This is a genomic window from Nocardioides sp. JCM 18998 (assembly GCF_055391535.1).
Map to the genome: position 1 here is coordinate 1837923 of NZ_AP043886.1, position 22415 is coordinate 1860337.

The window sequence follows — 22415 nt, forward strand, 5'->3', positions numbered from 1 at the left end:
GTTCGTGTCCAGCATGTTCAGGCCAGCATGTTCAGGCCAGCGTGCCCCTGGTTTCAGTGCACGGGTTCGGCTGCACCCTGCGGGGCGAGCGGCTCCAGGCTGATCTCGAGGGGAGCAGGCGGGTTGCGGAAGAAGCGCGGTGCCACGCGGGACCAGATCAGCATCAGCACCACGCCGAGCAGCAGCGAGAGCACGCCGATGATGAAGACGCCGCCGATCTGCCAACGCGGGCCGAAGGGGAGCGTCCACGTGGTGTAGCTCGAGGCGGGACTCCAGTCGTTGTAGAGGCTCCAGAGCCCCGCGGCGATCAGCCCGAGGCCACCGACGGCGGGCAGCAGGCAGCGCATCCAGAGCTCACGGCGCCGCTTCGCCCCGCGGTACGCCCAGGCGGCGGTGACGCCGGTCAGGCCGTAGTAGAGGGCGATCATCAGGCCGCACGAGGAGACCGCGTCGCCGATCACCTGGCCGTCGGCGAGGAAGTTCATCACGACGTAGAACGCCGCGCCGGCCAGGCCGGTCGCGATCGTGCCGATGGTGGGGACCAGGTAGCGGCCGTGCACCCGTGCGAAGGGCTTCGGCAGCGCGCCGAAGCTGGACATCGACAGCATCGTGCGGCCCAGCGTCAGGATCGTGGTCTCGGTCGAGGCGGCGGCCGAGGAGAGCACCATCAGCACCAGGAGGTGGAAGCCGATCGAGCCGAGACCCGTCGTACCGAAGACGGCGCCACCGACCGCGGAGAAGACGTCCCCGGCGTGGTCGGGGTTCGTCAGCCCGACGCCGGTCGAGCCGATGCCGGCGAAGGCGAGGATCGCGATGGTCGCGCCGAGGTAGAGCGCGAGCAGCAGCACCGTCGACATGGTCGCGGCACGGCCGGGGATCCGGCGAGCGTCGGTGGTCTCCTCGGTCACCGTCATCGCCGTCTCCCAGCCCCAGTAGATGAACAGCATCAGCACCAGGGCGCTGACGAAGGAGTTGGCCGAGTCGATCGCGAACGGGTTGAACCAGGACCAGCTCGGGTGCGCCGAGCCGGCGGCGCCGTGGCCGGTGTAGGTCTTCACCAGCGCGACCACGGAGAAGACCAGCAGCATGGCGAACTCGACGAAGAGCAGCATGCGCTGGACCAGGGCGGCCACCTCGATCCCGCGGTAGCAGACGGCGGTCATCAGCGCGATCCAGGCGAGACCGACCAGCAGGACCCAGGGGCTGGCCGGGTCCGAGCCGATCCGGTCGGCGCCGAAGAGCAGGAAGACGTACTGGCCGGCGACCTGCGCGAGGCTGCCCATCACCAGCACGAACGAGGCGATGATCGCCCAGCCGCCCATGAAGCCGATGCGCGGCCCCAGCACGCGGCTCGCCCACACGAAGATCGTCCCGCAGTCCGGATCGGCACGGTTGAGCGCGGCGTAGCCGAAGGAGACGAACAGGATCGGGACGAAGGCGAGGACGACGATCACCGGAGCCTGGAACCCGACGTAGGCGACGATGAAGGTCAAGGTGGCGGCGAGGCTGTAGGCCGGCGCGGCCGAGGCGGTCGCGAGGATGACGCTCGTCGCCATCCCCAGGGCGCCGGTGCGCAGCCCCTTGGTGCCCGCCTCGGGCACGGTCGGTGTTCCTGTCCCCGCCCGCGGGTGCTCTGTCGTGTCGGTCATGACGATCGTGGTGACCCCTCTGTGCGTCACGGCGCAGCGCGGTGTGTGATTCGCGCAACATTGAATGATTGCTCAATCTTGCTTTCTCGGAGACGGGTGTCAAGGGGGCGCGGCTACTTTTCCGCAACGATTGACTCACTGACCAATATTGCGATAGAGGTAGGTCGCATGACGCAGATCAGAACCGATGCCGACCCTCGACACCCGTTGCCCCGGCGAGTGAGCGCCGTGGTCGTGGGAGGCGGGTACGCCGGCTTGGCGGCGGCACTGCGGCTGCAGGATCTCGGCGTCGACGTCGCCGTCCTGGAAGCCTCCGACCGGATCGGAGGCCGGGTCCTGACCGAGGCCCGCGACGGCCTGGCCATCGACCACGGCGGCCAGTGGGTGGGGCCGACCCAGAAGCGGCTGCTCGCCTGGGCGACGCGCTTCGGGTGTGAGACGTTCCCGACCTGGGAGGCCGGCCACAACGTGGAGATCTGGCGGGACGGCAGCCGGGTGGAGTACGTCGGAGCCGCGCCCGAGACCGGCCCGGGGATCGAGGACTACGAGCGGATCACCGCCGAGCTGGACGATCTCGCGCGGACCGTCGACCTGGCCCAGCCGTGGCTGACCCGCGACTTCGAGCGGCTGGACGCCCAGAGCGCGGGCGAGTGGTTCCGCAGCCGTACCGAGGACGAGGACGCGCTGGCCCGGCTGGCCCTCGTGATCCAGGGTGTGTGGTGCACCGAGCCGGACGAGATCTCGCTGCTCCACGTGCTGTTCTACGTCCGCTCGGCCGGCGGCTACACCCAGCTGATGGAGACCTCCGACTGTGCCCAGGACAGCCGCTTCGTCGGCGGCGCGCTCGCTCCGGCTCGCGCGGTCGCCGCCGTCCTCGGCGAGCGCGTGCATCGGGACACCCCGGTGACCGGCATCGAGCAGGGCCCCGACGGGGTGACGGTCCGTACCCGCGCGGGCGAGATCCGGACGGACCGGGTCATCGTCGCGATGCCCCCGCACGCCGTGTCCGGCATCGAGGTCGCTCCGCCGCTGCCCGCGGCGCACCGGGGCTGGCGGGATGCGGCCCGGATGGGTCGGGTGGCGAAGGTGCACGCGGTCTACGACCGCCCGTTCTGGCGCGGAGCCGGTCACTCCGGCATCTCGACGCTCTACCACGACGGTGCACTGGGGGTCGTCTTCGACAACTCCCCGGCCGACGCCGCCCGCGGCGTGCTCGTCGGCTTCGTGTACGGCGAGCGTCACGACGCGTGGCGTCGCCTCGACCCGCAACAGCGGCGTACGGCCGTGCTCGCCGATCTCGTGCGGGTTGCCGGTGAGGATGCGGCCGACCCGCTGGACTACACCGAGCGGATCTGGGTCGAGGACGAGTTCGCGCGCGGCGGCTACGAGGCCTACCTCCGGCCGGGCGGTTGGACCCGGCACGGCGAGGACGGCTGGCGCGCCCCCGCGGGACGCATCCACTTCGCCGGCACGGAGACGGCCGAGGAGTGGAACGGCTACATCGACGGTGCGATCGCCTCGGGGGAGCGGGCGGCGGAGGAGGTCGCGGCGGCGCTGTTGCCGTAGCGGAGATCGGCCGAGTGGACCGTCGCCGCCCCGGTGGCACGGCGATAGCGCAGAATGCGGGCCATGCCAACGAATCCCCCGCAGGACGGCGTCGCCGACCGTGCTCGTCGCGCGGTGCGTGCCTCGGGTCTGAGCCAGCGGGTGTTCGCCGATCGGATCGGGCTCGACCCGACGGCGCTCTCGAAGGCGCTGCGGGGGAGCCGGCGACTCAGCGATGCCGAGCTCCGGGGGATCGCGCGAGTGAGCAAGGTGCCCGCGCGGTTCCTCAAGACCGGGGAGGGCGACGTACCGGAGGTCCTGCGCCAGGCCGAGGCGCGCCCCGCGCGAGTGCGCGCCGACCCGATGGACACCGAGGTCCGGCGCGAGCAGTTCCTGGAGGCGACGGCCCGCCTGATCGCTCGCAAGGGGTTCCACAACGTGCGGGTCGCCGACATCGCGCGGGCGTGCAACACCAGCCCCGGCACGCTGCACTATCACTTCAGCTCGAAGGACGACGCGCTGCGCAGCGCGCTCTTCTACTACGCGGACCGGCTGCACCGCCGGCTCGCCGATGAGTTCGCCACTACCCGGGACCCGCTGGAGAAGCTGCGGCGCCTGATCGACGTCCAGCTGCTCACCTCCGCCGAGGACGTCGAGGAGTGGTCGATCTGGATGCAGTCCTGGAACGCGGCGATCTTCGAGCCCGACCTGCGCGAGCCCCAGCGGGAGGCGTACGCGCGCTGGAGGAACGTCGTCCTCGACCTGATCCGTGAGTGTCAGCAGCAGGGCTACGGCGTCGACGCCGACGCGGTGGCGCTGGCCAGTCGCTTCACCGCGATGGTCGACGGGCTGGCGATCCAGGTCCTCGCGACGACCGGCGACATGACGTCCGAGCGGATGCGTGAGCTGCTCCTGGACGCCTTCGAGCCGCACTTCTCCCTGCGGGCCCCGGGCTAGCTCCTGCGTCGGGGGCTGCGCGGGCTGTGAGCGGTGTCACGGCGACGACGTCTCAGGCTTGATCGATCCATATGACGACGGTCACATCGATGGGACGCTGTTTGCGGCATAGTCCGGGCCACGCGCGCGGACCGAACCCGGCCGTGACCACGACGAAGGAGCCTCGATGTTGATCGGAGTGACCCGGGAGACCCGTCCCGGTGAGACGCGGGTGGCTGCGACGCCGGCGACGGTCGCGCAGCTGATCAAGCTCGGGTACGACGTGGTGGTCGAGTCGGGTGCGGGCGTGCTGTCGTCGTTCGCCGATGAGGCTTATGTCGCGGCGGGTGCCCGGATCGGGTCGGCCGAGGACGCGTGGGATGCCGAGGTGGTGTTCCGGGTCAACGGCCCGAGCGTCGAGGAGGTGTCTCGGCTGCGTCGTGGCGCGTACGTGGCGGGTCTGATGGCGCCGGCTCAGAGCCCGGAGCTGCTCGAGGCGTTGGCGGCGCAGGGTGTGACGGCGTTGGCGATGGACGCGGTGCCGCGGATCAGCCGTGCGCAGTCGCTGGATGTGCTCTCGAGCATGGCGAACATCGCGGGCTATCGTGCGGTGATCGAGGCGGCGCACCACTTCGGCCGGTTCTTCACCGGCCAGGTCACCGCCGCAGGCAAGGTCCCGCCGGCCAAGGTGTTGATCGCCGGTGCCGGTGTCGCGGGTCTGGCGGCGATCGGTGCCGCCTCATCGCTGGGCGCGATCGTGCGCGCCACCGACCCGCGACCCGAGGTCGCCGACCAGGTGAAGTCGCTGGGCGGGGAGTACCTGCCGGTCGTCGTGGAAGAGGTCCAGGAGCAGTCCGGCACGGGCTATGCCACCGCGACCTCGGAGGCCTACAACGATGCTGCTGCACGCCTGTACTCCGACCAGGCGGCGGATGTCGACATCATCGTGACCACCGCCCTGATCCCGGGGCGCCCGGCGCCGCGGCTGATCACCGCTGCGGACGTGGCCGCGATGAAGCCCGGCTCGGTGATCGTGGACATGGCTGCCGCCCAGGGCGGCAACGTGGAGGGCACCGTGCCCGGCGAGGTGATCACCACCGCGCACGGTGTGACGATCATCGGCTACACCGACCTCGCCGGACGCCTCCCGGCGCAGGCCAGCCAGTTGTACGGCACCAACCTGGTCAACCTGGCCAAGCTGCTCACCCCGGGCAAGGACGGCGAGCTGGCGCTGGACTTCGAGGACGTCGTCCAGCGCGGCCTGACCGTCACCCACGACTCCAGCGTGTTGTGGCCCCCGCCCCCGGTCCAGGTCTCCGCCGCACCGGCGGCCCCCGCGGGCGTAGCGAGCGCTGGCGAGCGTCTCGAGGCCAAGACCCCGATGACCGCTGCTGCAAGGCTGGGTTGGTCGCTGGTGGCGATGGCGGTGTTCGGTCTGATCGTGGCGTGGGCGCCGCAGCCGCTGCCGCAGCACTTCACGGTGCTGATGCTCTCGGTGGTGATCGGCTACTACGTGATCGGGAAGGTCGCGCACGCGCTGCACACCCCGCTGATGTCGGTGACGAACGCGATCTCGGGGGTGATCGTGGTCGGTGCGCTGGTACAGCTCGCGATCGGTGATCACACCATCCAGTTCCTGGCCGCGGCCGCGGTGCTGCTGGCCTCGATCAACGTCTTCGGCGGCTTCGCCGTCACCCGCCGCATGCTGGCGATGTTCTCGAAGGGCAACTGATCATGACCGTCAACGCGATCGCGACCGCTGCCTACATCGTCGCGGCCCTGTGCTTCATCCTGTCCCTGGCCGGCCTGTCGCGACACGAGTCCGCGAAGCAGGGCTGGACCTACGGTGTCATCGGCATGGCGATCGCGATCATCGCGACCGGTGCTGTGGTCATCCATGACACCACCATGGACAACGTCGTCTCGGGTGGTGGGTTGTCGATCACCTTGATGTTGATCGCCGTGATCGTCGGTGCGGTGATCGGGTTGTGGCGTGCCCGGATCGTGCAGATGACCGGCATGCCCGAGCTGATCGCGATGCTGCACTCCTTCGTCGGCCTGGCCGCGGTCCTGATCGGCTGGGCCGGACACCGCGAGGGCCAATGGGTCGAGGGACTCACCGGTGGCGCCACCATCGACGGCGGCAGTCTGTGGAACATCCACAACGCCGAGATCGCGATCGGGATCTTCATCGGTGCCGTCACGTTCACCGGCTCGATCGTGGCCAACCTCAAGCTGAGTGCCCGGATCAAGTCGGCTCCGTTGATGCTGCCGGGCAAGAACGCCATCAACATCGGTGCCCTGGTCGTGTTCGCGGCCCTGACAGCCGTCTACGTCGCCGTGGATGACGACGGGACCACGGGTGGTGGGACCGTGACGCTGGCACTGTTGACCCTGGTGGCGTTGTTCCTGGGGTGGCACCTGGTGATGTCCATCGGCGGCGGCGACATGCCGGTCGTGGTCTCGATGCTCAACTCCTACTCCGGCTGGGCCGCGGCCGCATCGGGGTTCCTGCTCGACAACGACCTGTTGATCGTGACCGGTGCCCTGGTCGGCTCCTCGGGTGCCTACCTGTCGTACATCATGTGCCAGGCGATGAACCGCTCCTTCATCTCCGTGATCGCGGGCGGCTTCGGGATCGAGGCCCCCTCCACCGAGGCCAAGGACTACGGGGAGCATCGCGAGGTCCAGGCCGAGGCCGCCGCCGAGCTGCTGGCGTCCGCGTCGAGTGTGGTGATCACGCCGGGCTATGGGATGGCGACCGCGCAGGCCCAACACGCCGTGGCCCAGTTGACCAGTCTGTTGAAGGGCAAGGGGGTGGAGGTCCGGTTCGGGGTCCACCCGGTCGCGGGGCGTCTGCCGGGGCACATGAACGTGCTGCTCGCGGAGGCCAAGGTCGCCTACGACATCGTCCTGGAGATGGACGAGATCAACGACGACCTCGCGTCCACCGACGTGGTCCTGGTCATCGGCGCCAACGACACCGTCAACCCCGCCGCGGCCGAGGACCCGACCTCCCCCATCGCCGGCATGCCGGTGCTGCGGGTGTGGGAGGCCAAGGACGTGATCGTGTTCAAGCGCTCCATGGCCACCGGCTATGCGGGCGTGCAGAACCCACTGTTCTTCCGCGACAACACCCAGATGCTGTTCGGCGACGCCAAGACCAAGGTCGAGGAGATCATCACCGCCCTCGGCCGCTAACCCCGCCCCGCCGACTCGGCCCTCAAGCACGCCCGACTCGGCCCCTAGGCAAGGTCGACTCGGCCCTGAGGCAAGGTCGACTCGGCCCTAGACATCGCTGACGTGGCCCTCCTACACCGGCGAGACCCTCGCCGATGCGGGAGGGCCGAGTCGGTGGTGCGGGAGGGCCGAGTCGGCTAGGGGTTGGAGAGCTCGTCGGGGCAGGGCGTTCCACGCGGGATGGTGTACGGCGCACCGATCCGGTAGGTGCCCGCCGACGGCGCGTGCAGCACGATCCAGGTGTCCTCGGGCTGCCCCTCGACGGTCGGCTCGCTCTGCGTGGTGAGGCAGCCGTAGATGTTGAACGCGGGCTCGCCCTCGACGCTGCTGGTCGGCGCCGGGAGTGCGCGGCCCTGGGCATCCACGACCGCCAGCCACGGCGAGGCGGGGACGCGTACCAGCACGTTCGCCTTGCTCGGCACCTTCACCGTCACCTGGGTCGCGGTGAAGGACTCGACCGTGCCCGGCGGATCGACCAGCGGGGTCGGGTCGACGACGGCGAACAGCTGCCAGTCGGAGTTGCTCCACACCGGGGTGAGGAACGGCAGCCCCGAGCGGATCAGCTCCGCCTCGGCGTTGCCGGCGCCGTCGATGTCGCCGGGCGGGAGCACGACGTAGTGGACCGCCCAGCGGTTCAGCCAGGCGTGGTACGCGTCGGCGGTCAGCGGCGTCGAGGAGTCGTAGAAGAGCGGGTTGCGCTCGAGGTCGGCCTGGCGGTTCCAGCCGCGGGCCAGGTTGACGTACGGCGCCAGCGCCGAGGACTCGCGGTGCGAGCGCGACGGGACGACCTCGACCCGGCCGAGCTGGGTGTCGCGGATCGCGAGCTGATGCAGCAGCGCGTTGATGTCGTAGCGCCAGGCCGCGTTGGGCCGCTCGTGGATGTAGTCGAGCGAGGCCACGGCCGCCTGCCAGGAGAAGCTCGTGATCAACGCCAGCACGATGAAGAGACGGGCGGGCAGCACCGTGAGGAACCCGAACCGCCACGGGTTGACGTCCTTGCCCGAGCAGAGCGCGGCCAGCAGCACCACCGGCGCGAAGATCAGCGCGAGGCGGACGACGTTGGTGCCGATCGGCGTCGGCACGAGCCAGGAGAAGAGCACCGCCACGACGTAGATCAGCGCGGTCAGCCGCACCACCCGCCAGGTCGTCGGGCAGACCAGCCAGACCGCGATCGCGAGGATGATCGGCAGGATCGCGGAGTACCAGTGCATCGGCTGACGCCCGCCGAACGGGAACCAGATCGCGCTGTTGATCACGACAAGCACCGGCGGGACGCCGAGCACGTACGCCGCGGCCCGGCGCCGGCACAGCCACAGCGCCGCCGCGATCAGGCCGAGGAAGAAGCCCGCGACCGGGCTGCCGAAGGTGGCCAGGGTCGCCATCACGATCGCCGCGAGGCCCTGGACCTGGCGACGGCGGCGGTGGGCGAGCTGCCACGACGCCGGCCAGGCGACGACGGCGCCGAGCGCGGCCAGTGCGAACATCATGCCGAGGGCGAACGTGACCCGGCCCGAGACCGCGTTGCCGCCGACCGCGACGACCGCCGCCAGCGACGGCCACAGCGGCCGCTTGATCGCGGGAAGCTGGACGATCAGGAGCGACGTCAGGGTGGCGAGCCCGATGCTCGACAGCAGCAGCGTGGTGCGGACGCCGACGCGCGCCATGATCGCCGGGGAGACGACGCTGTACGAGACCGGGTGCATCCCGCCGTACCAGCTGAAGTTGTACGCGCTGCCCGGGTGGAGCCGCACGAACTCGGCCCAGGCGTCCTGGGCGGCGATGTCGCCGCCGGTGGTGGAGAAGACGTATCGCCAGATCAGCATCACCAGCGTCGAGGCGACGAAGGTGATCAGGACGGTCCGGGAGCGGTCATCGCGCCACAGCCGCCCGACGGCACCGCTCACGCCCGCCGTCGCAGGCGCCGGTAGACCGTCAGGTGCCCGATCGTGACCGACATCGCCGCGAGCACGGCGCCGCCGAGCAGATCGGGGATGAAGTGCCAGCCGAAGTAGACCGTCGCGATCACCACGGGGATCAGGTAGAGCCCGGTGATCCAGGTCAGCACCGGCTTGCGCAGGTAGGCCATCATCAGCACCACGGTGGTGGTGAAGCCGACGTGCAGGCTGGCGAAGGCGGCGACGCCGACGAAGGCGCCCGGCGCCTGCGGGTCGGCCAGGAACTCGGCGTGGTCGGCGATGTTGCCGGTGACCATGTCGGTCACGGCGGTGTGCGGCAGGGTCGCGAACTCCTGCGGCATCGAGAACACCGGCCCCATCGTGGGGATCAGGTAGTACGACGCGGTGCCGAGGATCCAGGTCCACATGCCGGCGATCACCATGACGTACGCCCGGCGGATGTCGTCGAGGAAGGCCAGGCAGCCGACCACCGCGGCGGTGCAGACGTAGGTGAAGATCGCGTAGAAGAACGACAGCGGATGCGCCATCAGGTCGGTGCCGAGCAGGTCGTGCAGCACCGTGGCCGGGTTGTGGCCGAAGAAGAGGTCGCGGTCCAGCTGGAGCATCCGGTCGTCGTGGATCGGCCGGAACGCCAGCCACGACTTGAGGTTGCGGTAGCAGATGTAGACGAGGTGGTAGGCCAGCAGCCCGGCGCCGACGAGGGCCAGCCGCGAGGGCGCCCACCGCGCCCGTACGACCGCCCGCGCGACCGTGCGGAGGTCGCCCGCGCCTCTGCGCCACGACCGCCACGAGCGGATCGCCACGTCGACCACCGAGAGCGCGACGAACACCCAGACGGCGCCCAGCAGCTTGCGGGCGAACATCTTGCCGTGCGGGTCGCGGAACGGGACGTCGACCTGGTGCGAGCGCAGCAGCGCGATCAGCCCGAAGACGACCACGGTGCCCGTCATGATGGCGAGCGTCGGCCCGATCCGAGGTCCGTTGTCGGACTCCGTGATCGACGGACGAGTCTCGACACTGGTGGCACCCACGGAGGGCATCGTACGGGGAGGATGGCTCAGGACCCGGATCACGAGGGGTCCTCGGCGGTCCCAAACCACCCGATTGCGCGACGCCCGGCGCCGCCCGCCCCTAGGCTCTGCGCGGGAGGTGGTCATGTTCATCAGCGAGGTGGATCAGGGCTTCGAGCGTCTCCTTCGCGAGGGACTCTCCTTCTCGGAGCAGATGGGCGACATCAGCTTTGAGACCCCGAACGAGACCTGGGCGGCCTCGCTCTCCCGGCTGACCGTCAACGTCTTCCTCTACCAGGTCGAGCGCAGCGATCAGCCGAGCCGTTCGCCGGTGGTGCGGGCCGGGGAGAACGGCCTGGGGATGCGCCGCCGCCCGCAGCCGATGATCGAGCTCGGGTACATGATCAGCGCCTGGGCCGGCAGCCCGCGTGACGAGCACCAGCTGCTCAGCGACGTGGTCAGCCTGTTGGCCGGCACCCAGACCTTCTCCGAGCAGATCGCGCCAGCCGGGCTCAGCTCGTCGGTGAGCATCGCACTCGGCGGCCAGCTCAGCCCGCGCGACATCTGGCAGGGCATCGGCGGCAAGCTGCGCCCCAGCCTGCTGCTCACCGTCACCGTCGCGGCCGACACCTGGGACTGGGAGCTGCAGGCCCCGGCCGTCGAGCGGCTCGAGGTGCTCAGCAACCCCACCCCGATCCCGCCGGTACGGGTCTGATCCTCAGTTCGTCGGGCTGGCGCCGGCCGTCGGGCTGGCGCTGGTGCCCGCGGACGCGCTCGGCGAGGCGCTGGCCGACGGTGACGTCGAAGGCGTCGGGTCGGGCGTCTTGGTCAGGGTGAGGCCGAAGGAGCCCGCACCGGGTGCGGCGGTGTTGTCCCAGTCGGTGTACTCGGCGTCGTCGTAGCCGCTTCGCTTGGCGGTGACGTCCCAGACGCCCGGCGGCAGCAGGAGGGTGAACTTCGTCTTGTCGGTGGAGTCCTGGGTCCCGCTCACCGTGGCGCCGCCGGCGCTCAGCGCGGTGAGCGTGGTGCTGCCGTTGGCGTTCGTGACCGTGACGACCACCGTCTGCAGGCGCCGGGTCAGGGTCGGCGCCGCGGCGGAGCCGGAGTCGGCGGACGCAGCGCCGGGGGCCCACCAGGCCTGCATCGCGGCGGACTCGCTGGTGGCGACGCCGGCGTTGGCCGTCCATCCGGCGCCGGGGACCCAGTACGTGTAGCCGGTGTTGATCGCGACGGTGTGCGCGGGCGTCGTGGTGGTGCCGTTGGTCAAGGAGACGGTGGCGTTGCTCGGCGCGCCCGAGGTCGGGCTGACGGCCGGCGTCACGACGACCTTGTGCTCGGTCACCTGCGTCGTCGCCGATGCGTCATGGGTGCCCGAGTTGCCGGAGACCAGGATGGTTCCGGCGCCGCAGCTCAGGTCGGGGCTCGTGGCCGGTCCCTCGGTCGCGGCGGCCGTCTGGGACAGGGTGCCGAAGTGGTCGCTCGGCAGCGTCCACGCGATCGTCCAGCAGCCGAACGGCACCTGGCTGAAGGCGGCCGCCAGGCTGGTCGTCCCGGTGGGCAGCGACGGGGTCTTGTGGACGCCCGCGTTGCGGGAGTCGGCGCCGACGAGCTCGACCGTGGAGCCGCTCAGGTTGTCGTTCGCGGAGGCCGACGCGTTGGTCAGGGTCAGCGTGACGTTCTGGCTCACCACCGGGAGCTGCACCGGCACGCTCCAGGCCGCGTTGCGGAAGTCGACCGAGAAGACCTTGGTGCCGTCGGGGTTGGTCGCCGCGGTCGGGAGGAAGCCGTACGCGGAGAACCACAGCGTGTACAGCCCGTTGGGCACGTTCTGCAGCGCGTAGCGGCCGTCGGCGCCGCTCGTGGTGCTGATCGCGTTGCCGTCGGTGCCCTTCACGGCCGTCGCGCACATCGTCGTCGTCGCGGTGGACGGGCACAGCCGCACCACCGCGTTCGCCACGGTCTTGGCGGTCGGGGTGCTGTCGTCGCTGACGATCCCGCTCATCGAGCTGGCGCCCGGGACCACCAGGACGGTGAAGCTCTGGGTGTCGTACGCCGGCTTGGTGTCCCGGACGACCTCTGGCAGGTCGTCGAGGACGTCGTGGATCGTCTTGCCGACCACCTGGATCTGGTAGGTGTCGGGCATCAGGTCGGTGAACGTGTAGGTCGAGCCGACGTTCGCGGCGGTGAGGTGGCCGGCCACCGCCTTGTTGCCGTCCAGGAGGGTCACGTCCGCGTCGGTGATGGTGGTGCCCGCGGCCTGGGCCGAGAGCGTCACCTTGACGGTGACCGTCTTGAGCCGCAGCGTCAGGGCCGCGCTGCCCGTGACGGTGCCGTCGGCGGCGATGGTCACGTACGCGGTGCCGCTGCCGCTCTCGGCCTGCCAGCCGCTGCCGCTGACGCTGACCTGGTAGATGCCGGGCTTGAGCTCGTCGGTCGCGGTGCCGGTGATGGCGAACCGGCCGTCGCCTCCGACGGTGCCGCTGAACGTCGTGGCGCCGTCGCATGTGCTGGGGTCCGCAGCGGTGCACGTGAGGGCGGTGACGGTCAGGTCCGTGAGCGGCTCGGAGGTGACCGGGGTGGCGCCCGCCTTCGAGGTGTAGCCGTTGGCGGTCCCGGTGATCGTCGGTGCGGCGACGAGGCTCGCGGCGCAGCTCGCGGAGGCACCGGCGCCCAGGATGATCTCGGTGGCGCTCGCGCCGCCACAGGCCAGGGCGAGGTCACCGCTCGTGCCGGCCGTGCCGAAGTGGTAGCCGGCGGCCCGGATCGTGACCGTGTAGCGGGTGCCCGCCGCGTTCGGGGCGAGGTCGGTGAACGTCACCGTGCCGGTGCCGCTGGTGTCGCTCTTGGCGAGGGTGGTGCCCTGCGCGTCGTGGAGGACGTACGTCGCGCCCGTGACCGGCGTCGTCCCGTCGACGGCACCGATGGTCAGGCTGGCCCGCTTCTGCAGCGTCAGCGGGGTGGTCCACTGGCAGTCGGTGGAGGCGTTGGTGCCGTTGTCGATGTCGCAGCGCAGCGTGCCGGTGTTGCTGTCGAAGCCGGTGGCGTCGGCGGTGATCGTGTAGGTGCCCGGCCGGGCCATGTTGATCGGCGCCGCGGCGCCGCCGACGGCGAGGGAGGTGTCGGTCCAGGTGAGCGCCGCCGTGCCGGGCGTCGTCTGGGTCGCCGAGATCGTGATCCCGCCGGTGCTGAGGGCCGCGGAGGTGACGTGGAACGTCGCCGTCGTCCACGGGTTCTCGCTCGCCGGGTCGACGGTCGCCACCACGCCGGCGAAGCGCACCGACGAGGGGTCGAGGAGGAAGTCGTTGCTCGAGGTGGTGGAGAGGTCGTAGTCGGTCAGCGTCTTGGTCTGGTAGCCGGGCTTGCTGATCGTGATGTCGGCCGAGGAGGAGAGGAACGTCTTCGACGTCAGCGCGCCGGCGGACCAGGTGGTCTCGCAGGAGCCGGGCGGGGTCGGCGTGACCGACGTCGCCGGCGCTGCCGGGACGTACTGGACGCCGAAGCAGCCCTTCGTGCTGGTGACCGGTGAGGTGTCGCCCGAGATCGCGGTGTTCCCGCTGTACGCGATCGGGGCGCTGATCTTCACGGTCGCGCCGTCGACCGGCTTCGTCTGGGTGTCGAAGGTGGTGCTGACCGTGCCGACGATGGAGCCGACCGGGTTGGTCAGCGACAGCGTCACCGCGGTCTCGTTGTTGAGCGAGACAGTGGTGTCGATCGAGCCCTTGTACTGCGGGTCGACGGCGTCACCGTTGTCCGCGCTCAGCCGGTACGAGCCCGCGGCGAGCGAGGTGAGCTGGATCTGGCCGGTGTCGTCGACCCTCGTGGTCACGGCCGGCCTGGTGGTGTCGATCGTGCCGCTGGACGTCAGCGGAGAGACGGTGACCACGGTGTTCTTCGCGGCGGCGACCAGGTTGCCCTTGCTGCTGCCGTTGGGCTTCAGCACGATCGCGTGCAGCCGGCCGAGCCGGCTGAGGTGCGGGTCGTAGACCTGGGTCGCACCGGCATCGAGGTTGAAGGTCGCCGAGGTCGGCAGGAACTCCCCGTCGCTGGGGACGACCCGGATCGTGTAGGTGCCGTGCTTCGGCAGCTGGAGGCTGTACTCGCCGGCGCCGTCGACGTACGCACAGAGCGCACCGCTGGCATCGCCCGTCCCGTTGTACGTGACGGGGCTCGCCTGACAGCCGCTGGGGGTGGGGGTCCCACACGTCTGGCTCGCCGTCGAGTTCTCGGGGACCGCGATGACGCAGGTCGGGCCCTTCGGGGTGCTGTCTGCGTTGGAGGTGATCGTGCCCTGGACGGTGGGCGCGCGCAGGAGCGAGGCGACCGGCGCGGTGACCGAGGCCCCGAGCGGCACCTGGACGTCGACGGTGGCGGACTCGTACCCCGGCGCGCTGACCTTCACCGTGTAGAGACCCGGGCGCAGGCCGAGGGCGGCACCGCCGGGTGCGGTGCCGGGCAGCTTGTACTGCTCGGCGGCGCCGAACGGCACCACGTACGTCGCGGTGCCGGCCGGCTGGTCGGCCGCCGAGTCCTCGGTGACGCTCGCGGTGAGGCAGCGGCCCGGATCGGTCGAGGTGGTCACGGTGGTGGTGTCGCTGCCGGAGGTCGTGGTGGTCGTGCTGCTGGTCGCGGTGCCCGACGGCGCCGCCGTGGGGCAGGTGCTGATCGCCTTGCCGGTGGTGGCGTCGATCGCGGAGCCGAGGATGACGGCGGTCGCGGGCAGGACGCCGCCTGCCTGCTTGACCAGCTGCGGCTGCTCGGTGACGACCCCGCCGGTCGTGACGTCGACCGTCAGGGTGCTGCCGGTGTAGGCGAAGAGCTGCGTGGTCAGGGTGTAGGTGCCGGGCGTGACGCCGGTGATCTGGAACGAGCCGGCGTCGTCGTCGGTGGTGCCGCCGGTGCTGGTCGTCTTGTAGGTGTGGTCGGCGTTGGAGAGCACCAGGCCGGCGCCGCTCAGGCCGGTGCCGGTGTCGTCGACGACGGTGCCCTGCACGATGCCGGACGACGAGGCGAGCGTCGCGTTGAGCGTGGCCGAGCCCTGGCCGCGGCCGAGCTGGAGCCGGCTGGTCTCGGTCTGCAGCCCGTCGCCGCTCATCGTGACGGTGTAGCTGCCCGGCACCGGCAGCGCCGGCACGTGGTAGGTGCCGGCGATCTGGTCCTGGGTGACGGTGGTGGCCGTACGGGTGGTCCCGGCGCCGTCGGTGACCGTGACGGTGGCGCCGCCGAAGCCCTTGACCACGCCGCTGGCGCCGGTCGTGGAGACGACCCCGCTGAGGGTGGCGACGCCGGCCCGCAGCCGCAGGTCGGCGGTGCCGCTGGCGCCGGCCGCGAGGGTGACGTCGCGGGCCTCGGTGCTGGTGCCGTCGGCGGAGGCGGAGACGACGTAGCTGGCAGGGGAGGAGAGACCGCTCACCGACCAGGTGCCCACCTTGCCGGTGGTGTTGCTACTGGCGGTGATGGTGCTGGTGCCGTCGCTGATCGTGATCGCCGCGCCACCGAGGGGCTTGCCGTCAGGCCCGGTGATCAGGCCGGAGAGGCTGCCGTCTCCGGGCTGCAGGTCGACCTCGAGGGGGTCCTGGGCGGTGGCCGCGGACGAGTCGACCACGTAGCTCTGGCTCTGGTAGCCGGGCTTGCTGAAGACGAGCAGGTAATAGCCGGGCGCGGTGACGCCGGGGAAGGACCAGATCCCGTCGGTGCTGGTGACGGTCGCGCGTTGCTGCGGGGTGGTCGCGGCCGATCGCAGCATGATCGTCTCGGAGGAGACCTTGCCGACCGAGGCCATCAGCGCAACCGGCACCCCGACGGTCCTCACGTCGCCGAGCTCGGCGTCCTCGTCGACCAACGAGGTCGGGCGCATCGAGACGTGCACCCCCGAGGGGTCGGCGGCCTTGATCGTGCCGTTGAGCTGGACCCCCGAGCCGGCCGGTGCCCGGCCGCCGGTGGCCGTGCCCCCGCCTCCCGTGCCTGCGCCACCGGCCGCTCCCGAGCCGCTCCCGGAGCCGCCGGATCCCCCCGACCCAGAGCCGGACCCGTCCCCGGAGCCGTCGCCGGTGTCGCCCTTGCCGCCGGCCTGGATCGTCACCACGTCGGAGCCGGAGCCGAACTGGTCGGCCAGCTTGGGCAGGAAGGTGATGCCCGCCGCGATCCAGATCGACAGGATGCCGACGACGGCGATCAGCTTGAGCCAGAACGGCGGCACCAGCGGCCGCTGGGTGAGCTCGCCCTCGGCGTACCGGGCGGCCTCGGTGCCGGTGGCGCCGACGCGGAGCACGTGCCGCATCCGCATGCCGAGGAGCTGGGGGTGCCGGGCCGTGGCGCGGCCGCGGACCCGCAGCACCGCGCCGGCCGGGACGGTGACGTCCTGTTCGCGCAGCCGGATCCGGACCGACCCGGTCGTCTGGGGCGTCAGCCGGACCTGGGCCGGGGCGCCGCCGGTGTTGCGCAGCACCACGGAGAAGCCGCGGCTGAGCCACGCGGTGAGCTGCGGCGGGTCCATCTCGAGGGCGAGCTGGGCGCGCGGGTTGACCACCAGCACGGTGTCGGCGATCCCGACCGGTGCGCCGCTCGCGACGCCGGCGGCGTCGAGGGCCTGCACGCTGATCGCGAGGGGGTACTGCGCCGGCAGGGTGCCGGCGCTCGGGGTGAGGGTCAGGCCCACGACGTACGACGCGCCGGGAGCCAGCAGCGGCGTCGTCGCCGGTGCCGGCAGCCAGGCCGGGTCCACGCCGATCGGCAGGACGGTCAGCACGCGGGCCCGAGCGGAGGTGTTGACCACCGTCACCTCGACGGTGACCGGCACCCCGGCGCCGGTCCGTACGAGCGTGGCGACCGCGACGCCGGGGGCGACGTCCTGCTGCGGCTCAGCCATGGGTCTTCACCTTCACCGTGGAGGCCTGGCTCGCGGAGAGCTGCAGCGTGGTGGTGCCGGTCGGGGCGCTGCCCGAGGTCGGCCGGACCTGGACGACGTAGGTCTGCGGGGCGTCCACGTTGGTGAAGGTGAACGTGCCGGCCGCGGTCGTGGTCGTGGTGCGGTAGACCAGCTGCGGGTACGCGTCGGCCTGGTAGAGCTCGACGACGTAGCCCGGTCCGAGCGGGTGGTTGTTGGCGTCGACCACGGTGCCGGAGATCGACGCGGCGGGCTCCAGCTTCGGGTTGAACGCGGTCACGTCGCCGGCCGCCAACGTGACGATCGTCGAGGTCGGGGTGACGCCGCCCAGGCTCACGCTGGCGGTGTAGGTGCCCGGCGGGATGCCCTCGATCCGGTACGCCCCGACGGCGTCGGTGGGCACCGACGCGGTGGTCACGGTGTAGGTGGACGTGCCGGACGAGAGCTGCACGGTGGCCTCGCCGATCGGCGAGGCGCCGGAGGTCGTGCCCCCTGATGCGCGCAGCTGCTTGACCACGCCGTACAGGACGGCCGTCGAGGGGTGCAGCGACACCGAGATCCCGGCGCTGGTGATGCCGGGGCCGATCGAGGACGGCGTGATCCGCCCGTCGGAGTCGAGCGAGACCGAGACGGAGTGGCTGGCCAGGTCGTTGCGCGCGAAGGTCACGGTGTAGGTGCCGGGCAGCGCCAGGCCGTCGACCCGCCACGAGCCGACCGCCTCACCCGAGGACTGGGTCGCGGTCTGGATGGTCTGGCTGCCGTCGGTCACGGTGACGCCGACGCCGCCGGCCGGGTCGCCGCCCGGGCTGAGGGCGACCGAGCCGGAGAGCGCGCCCGAGGAGCGGCCGAGCGTGAGCGAGACGCCGGTCAGCCGCTGGCCGGCGGCCAGGCTGAAGCTCATCGTCTGCGAGGCGTAGCCGTCGGCCGAGGCGACGATGGTGAACTGCGCCGGCGTCGGCAGGCTGCGCAGCACGAAGCTGCCCTTGGCCAGGCTGTCGTCGGCCTTGTCCAGCGAGATCGTGGTGACGGTGGTCTGGCCCGACGTCGCGGTCAGGGTGACGTCGCCGAGCGGTCCGGCGGTGGAGTTGACGGTGCCGGAGATCAGGCCGTCGCCCTTGCGCAGCGTGATGTCGAGGTCGCTGCGGGCCTCACCGGCGGAGACGTCGATCAGCTGGGTGGACGTCGCGTACCCCGGCTTGCTGACCTCGACCTCGTACACGCTCGGTGAGGGGATGTCCTGGAGGGTGAACGAGCCGTCGGCGCCGATCGGCACCGTCGTGACGATGGCGCCGGCGCTGCCGGTCCCGCTCGCCGGGGCGACCGGATCGACCCCGCTGTCGGCGGTGTCGCTGCTGTCGGCGGCCGGGACGACCGTACGGGCGGCGACGCCACCGCTGACGCCGCCGCTGACGACGTCGCCGGCGGCCGCGACCGGCGGGGTGGAGGATGCCGGCGGGCCGCCGACCGCGCCGCCCGGGGTGCGCAGGGTGAGGGTCGCGTTGGCGACGTCCTCGCCCTTGATCGTGCCGGAGATGGTGGCGGGCACGCCCCCGAGGGAGACGTCGAGGCCGGCGTGCTGCTGGTTCGCGGTCAGGGTGACGGTGGTGGCGTTCGAGGCCTCGAGGGCCTGCGGATACCACAGCTGGACGAAGCCGGCGCCGCGGAAGGTGAGCTTGTAGTCGCCGGCCGGAAGCTCGCCGACGCGGTAGCTGCCGTCGTCACCGGTGGCGGTGGTGGCGAGCGCGGTGTCGGTGTTGGCGGCGCTGTAGACGGTCACGGCGACACCCGGCACCGGGGTGCCGGAGGTCAGCAGCCGTACGGTCCCGCCGAGCCCGGAGGTGCCGGCGGTCCCGGCGCCGTCGCCGGCGGAGGCGATCTGCAGCGCCAGGTCCCGGTCGGCGGCCGACTGGCCGACGATCTTGGACAGCGCCAGCGTGATCACGACGGCGAAGACGGTGACGGCGACCAGCAGGCCGAGCAGCGACATCGACCCGCGGCTGATCACCGGGCGCTGGATGAGGGTGGCGTTGGCCAGCGCGGGAGCATCACGCTCCGGGGTGACCTTGAGCTGCTTCCTGCGCCGGCTCCGGCCGCGCTTGCGCTTGCCGGCCTCGCTCGCGGGCGCGGCGCCCGCCGGGCCGCCGGACTGCTGGGGGACCGCCTTGGCGAGCGGGGCGGGGACGACCACGACCCGGGTGCCCTCGACCGGGTCGAGGAAGAACGAGAGCGTGCGGACCGCAGGGGAGCCCAGCAGCGGCCGGCGCGCCCTGACCTTGAGGTCGACGACGGCGTGCTCGCCCGGGGCGAGGGTCAGGCCGGCGGGGGAGAAGGCGTACGTGACCCTGCCCTCGGCGTCCGCGCCGGCGAGCCGGCCGCGGACCAGCGTGTTGCCGGTGTTGTCGACCAGCAGGCTGAACCGGCCGGAGCGGCCGGTCTGCTGTGCCATCGGGTCGGCGCGGACCTGGAGCGCGGGTGCTTCGGGGACGACGAGGACGACCTCGTCGATCGTGCTCTCCTCCGGCGGGGTGAGCTCGCGCAGCTGGATCGCGATCCGCCGCTCACCGGCCGGGATCCCCTGCGGGACGGTCAGCGCGATCTCGATCGTCCGCGACTCCTCGGGGAAGAGCGAGAACGTCTGGTCGGTGGTCCGGACCCAGCCGGGGTCGGCGCCGAGGACGCGCAACGTGTAGCCGCCGATCACCTCACCGGTGTTGGTGACGGTGACCAGGAGCTCCTGCGGTGTCCCGGGGGTGACCGGGAGCCGGCGCGGCGCGATGTCGACGATCACGGCTCAGCCACCGGCCTGGAGGGAGAGGTCGCGGCGCACGGAGCCGGTGGAGAGGGTGACCTGGGCGGTCTGCTGGCCGTAGCCCGGCGCACTCACCGTCACGCTGTAGGTGCCCGGCTCGAGGCCGGTGAAGAGGTAGCCGCCGTCGGGCAGCGCGGCGTCGGGCTGGCTGGAGGCGGTGGTGGACGCGTGCGCACCGTCGGTGACGACCACGCTCGCGCCGGCGAGGCTCTTGCCGTTCGGCGTGGTGACAGTGCCCCACAGCCGCACCAGCTGGGTCTTGAGCTGCGCGGTCACTGCGGCCGGCGGCTTGTCGGCCGAGAGCGTCACCGGCACGGTCTCGGGGCGGTAGCCGCCGATCGAGAACGTCAGGGTGTAGGAGCCGGGCGCGGCCAGACCGCTCAGCGTGAACGCACCGACCGTGCCGCTGGTCAGGGTCGTCGTCGCAGGTGCGACCGCGGCACCGGAGGCCGCGCTGGTGCCGCCCACGGTGACGGTGGCGCCCCCGACGCCCTTCCCATCGGGGCCGAGGAGGGTGCCGCTGATCGAGCCGGTGCCGGCGGTGAGGGCGACGTTGCCGACGCCGTTCTCGCCCGCGCCGAGGTCGAAGATCCGGGTGGCGGTGCCGTGGCCGGGGGCTGCGAAGGTGAGGACGTAGGTGCCGGGCGTCGGCAGGTTGTCGAAGCTGTAGGAGCCGACAGTCCCGACGGTCGGGGTGATCACGGAGACCTCCTGGCCGTCCACGGTCGTGCTGACGGTGACGCCGCCGAGGCCCTGCTTGGTGTCGCCGCCGGTGACCAGGCCGGTGAGCTGGCCGGTGTGCGCGCTGAGCAGCACCGTCGGCTCGAGCCGCTGCTCGCCGCCGGTGACGGTCTCGGTCTGGGTGGTGACCTGGTAGCCGGGGGTGGTGAAGCTCAGCTCGTACGTGCCGGGTGCCTTCAGCCCGGGCAGCGAGTACGCCCCGCTGGCGTCGGTGACGTCGGTGATGGCCTTCCCGCTCGCCTGCCCGGTGGCCTGGCCGCCGTCGAGCATCCGCGCGGTCACCGTGGTCGCCACCGAGGTGAGCGCGTCGCCCTGGTCGACGGAGCCGGAGATCTGCGCGCTCTGCCCGTGGACGACCGCGTTGGCGCCGTCGACCTTGCCCTGCGCCGTGACCTGGATCCCCGCGACCCCGGCGGTGAGCGCGACCTGGTCGCCCGCGCCCCCGTCCCCGTCCCCGTCCCCGTCCCCACTCAGGCTCGCCACCGCGTTGCTCGTCGCGCCCGCCCCGGGTGCGGAGGGCACCCACTGGGTCGCGTAGCCGTCGGCGCTGAGCTTGAGCCAGTACGTCGTCGGGAAGAGCCCGGCCAGCGTGTACGACCCGTCGCTCTGGGTGGCGGCCGAGCTGACCAGCACCGGGCCGGTGCGGCCCATCCGGTAGGCCTGCACCAGGATCCGGCCCACCGGCGAGCTGTTGCTGTGCGCGGTGACGGTGCCGGAGATGGTGCCGCCGACGCCGGGGGAGACCACGCCGGTCTTCGGGGTGGCGCCGGCCGGCGCGTCGGCAGCGGCGTCTGCGGAGCCGTCGGCCGATCCGCCCGTCGCGGCGGAGACCGGGAAGAACGAGGCCGGCGCGCTCTTGGTGAGCGGGTCGCCGGAGAAGACCTGGGTGAGGCCGAAGAGGAAGACGCCGGCCCACAGCGCGATGATGGCGAGCAGGATCAGCGCGGTGAGCAGGCCGCGGCTGATCAGCGGCCGCTGCTTGAGCGTGACCGAGGTCTGGTCGGTCAGCTCCGGCTCGGTCTCGGTCTCCTCCATCGCCGGGATGGTGTCGGCGCGACGCCCGACCAGGTCGACGGTGACGATCCGGTCGACCTCGCTGCCGGTCAGCATCCGCGGGCCCTTGACCCCGAGCATCACCGGCGTGATCGAGCCCGGCGCGGTCCGCAGGGTGGCGGGGTTGAACCGGGTGGCGCAGCGGTCGGGGGAGCTGGCCGCGAGCATCACGTCGAGCGTGACGTTGCCGGTGTTCTCCACGACGAGCACGTAGCGGGCGCTGCGGCGCGCACGGATCGTCTCGGGCTGGCGGGAGAGGCGTACGCCGGGCTGGGCGCCGACCGAGAGCTCGACGTCGAGGTGCTGGCGGGTGGTGCCGGAGACGTGGGAGACGACCTCGACGCTGACCGGGTGCAGGCCCGCGGGCTGGCTGGCGGGGACCTCGATGGTCAGGGTGATCTGCCCGCTCGCGCCGGGGAAGAGCGGCAACACCTCCGGCGAGGCGCGCACGGTCGCGGACTCGAGGCCGACCAGGCGGGCGGTGACGCCGTCGATGAGGTCGCTGGTGTTCACCACGTCGACGACGACGTCGACGCTCGCACCGGGGTCCGCAACCAGCGTGCGGTGCTCGGTGGCTACGCGCATGCGGGCGCTCGGAACACGACGGACCTCCCGTGACCGGTCCCTCAACCG

General features: G+C 71.7%; 11 protein-coding genes. 5 read left to right on the forward strand and 6 right to left on the reverse strand.

Annotation, left to right across the window (positions count from 1 at the left end):
• Nucleotides 1-53 precede the first annotated feature (53 nt).
• Entirely contained in the window at nt 54-1649 is a 1596-nt protein-coding gene (locus ACZ5L9_RS08640) for an APC family permease (protein ID WP_464536180.1), read from the reverse strand.
• 168 nt (nt 1650-1817) lie between these two features.
• Here ACZ5L9_RS08640 and ACZ5L9_RS08645 point away from each other — a divergent pair, with 168 nt between their 5' ends.
• From ACZ5L9_RS08645 to pntB, 4 genes are all read left to right on the forward strand, one after another.
• The gene (locus tag ACZ5L9_RS08645; protein WP_464536182.1) at nt 1818-3215 is read left to right on the forward strand and encodes a flavin monoamine oxidase family protein; all 1398 of its coding nucleotides are present in this window, start codon (nt 1818-1820) and stop codon (nt 3213-3215) included.
• A gap of 63 nt (nt 3216-3278) precedes the next feature.
• A complete protein-coding gene (locus ACZ5L9_RS08650) occupies nt 3279-4151 on the forward strand; it encodes a TetR/AcrR family transcriptional regulator (protein WP_464536184.1) in 873 nt (290 codons plus the stop codon).
• A gap of 166 nt (nt 4152-4317) precedes the next feature.
• On the forward strand, nt 4318-5862 hold the full coding sequence (locus ACZ5L9_RS08655; RefSeq protein ID WP_464536186.1) for a Re/Si-specific NAD(P)(+) transhydrogenase subunit alpha: 1545 nt from the start codon (nt 4318-4320) through the stop codon (nt 5860-5862).
• A 2-nt stretch (nt 5863-5864) separates the two neighbouring features.
• On the forward strand, nt 5865-7331 hold the full coding sequence (gene pntB, locus ACZ5L9_RS08660; RefSeq protein ID WP_464536188.1) for a Re/Si-specific NAD(P)(+) transhydrogenase subunit beta: 1467 nt from the start codon (nt 5865-5867) through the stop codon (nt 7329-7331).
• Between the two features lie 176 nt (nt 7332-7507).
• Here the strand turns inward: pntB and ACZ5L9_RS08665 are convergent, their stop codons facing one another.
• A complete protein-coding gene (locus ACZ5L9_RS08665; RefSeq protein WP_464536190.1) occupies nt 7508-9274 on the reverse strand; it encodes an MFS transporter in 1767 nt (588 codons plus the stop codon).
• Nucleotides 9271-10317, reverse strand: coding sequence for a phosphatase PAP2 family protein (locus ACZ5L9_RS08670; RefSeq protein ID WP_464536192.1), 1047 nt, complete (start codon nt 10315-10317; stop codon nt 9271-9273). Before ACZ5L9_RS08670 ends, ACZ5L9_RS08665 begins: the two co-directional genes overlap by 4 nt.
• Nucleotides 10318-10441: 124 nt before the next feature.
• Here ACZ5L9_RS08670 and ACZ5L9_RS08675 point away from each other — a divergent pair, with 124 nt between their 5' ends.
• Nucleotides 10442-11011 (forward strand): Pvc16 family protein, encoded by a 570-nt coding sequence (locus ACZ5L9_RS08675; RefSeq protein WP_464536194.1) that lies wholly within the window; start codon nt 10442-10444, stop codon nt 11009-11011.
• Between the two features lie 3 nt (nt 11012-11014).
• On the opposite strand, the gene ACZ5L9_RS08680 is transcribed toward ACZ5L9_RS08675, so the two are convergent.
• From ACZ5L9_RS08680 to ACZ5L9_RS08690, 3 genes are read right to left on the reverse strand one after another with little or no spacing between them, the layout of a single operon-like run.
• Nucleotides 11015-17161: a carboxypeptidase regulatory-like domain-containing protein gene (locus tag ACZ5L9_RS08680; RefSeq protein WP_464536196.1), complete on the reverse strand. Its 6147-nt coding sequence runs from the start codon at nt 17159-17161 to the stop codon at nt 11015-11017.
• Nucleotides 17154-19967 (reverse strand): carboxypeptidase regulatory-like domain-containing protein, encoded by a 2814-nt coding sequence (locus ACZ5L9_RS08685; protein ID WP_464536198.1) that lies wholly within the window; start codon nt 19965-19967, stop codon nt 17154-17156. Before ACZ5L9_RS08685 ends, ACZ5L9_RS08680 begins: the two co-directional genes overlap by 8 nt.
• Nucleotides 19968-19970: 3 nt before the next feature.
• Complete coding sequence (locus tag ACZ5L9_RS08690; protein ID WP_464536200.1) at nt 19971-22367, reverse strand: carboxypeptidase regulatory-like domain-containing protein; 2397 nt, start codon at nt 22365-22367, stop codon at nt 19971-19973.
• Nucleotides 22368-22415: the final 48 nt, after the last annotated feature.

Bases quoted from the DNA above. Each gene is read 5' to 3' on its own strand.
- ACZ5L9_RS08680 (WP_464536196.1), bottom strand. From the start codon at position 17,161: ATGGCTGAGCCGCAGCAGGACGTCGCCCCCGGCGTCGCGGTCGCCACG.
- ACZ5L9_RS08645 (WP_464536182.1), top strand. From the start codon at position 1,818: ATGACGCAGATCAGAACCGATGCCGACCCTCGACACCCGTTGCCCCGG.
- ACZ5L9_RS08675 (WP_464536194.1), top strand. From the start codon at position 10,442: ATGTTCATCAGCGAGGTGGATCAGGGCTTCGAGCGTCTCCTTCGCGAG.
- ACZ5L9_RS08650 (WP_464536184.1), top strand. From the start codon at position 3,279: ATGCCAACGAATCCCCCGCAGGACGGCGTCGCCGACCGTGCTCGTCGC.
- ACZ5L9_RS08640 (WP_464536180.1), bottom strand. From the start codon at position 1,649: ATGACCGACACGACAGAGCACCCGCGGGCGGGGACAGGAACACCGACC.
- ACZ5L9_RS08690 (WP_464536200.1), bottom strand. From the start codon at position 22,367: ATGCGCGTAGCCACCGAGCACCGCACGCTGGTTGCGGACCCCGGTGCG.
- pntB (WP_464536188.1), top strand. From the start codon at position 5,865: ATGACCGTCAACGCGATCGCGACCGCTGCCTACATCGTCGCGGCCCTG.
- ACZ5L9_RS08655 (WP_464536186.1), top strand. From the start codon at position 4,318: ATGTTGATCGGAGTGACCCGGGAGACCCGTCCCGGTGAGACGCGGGTG.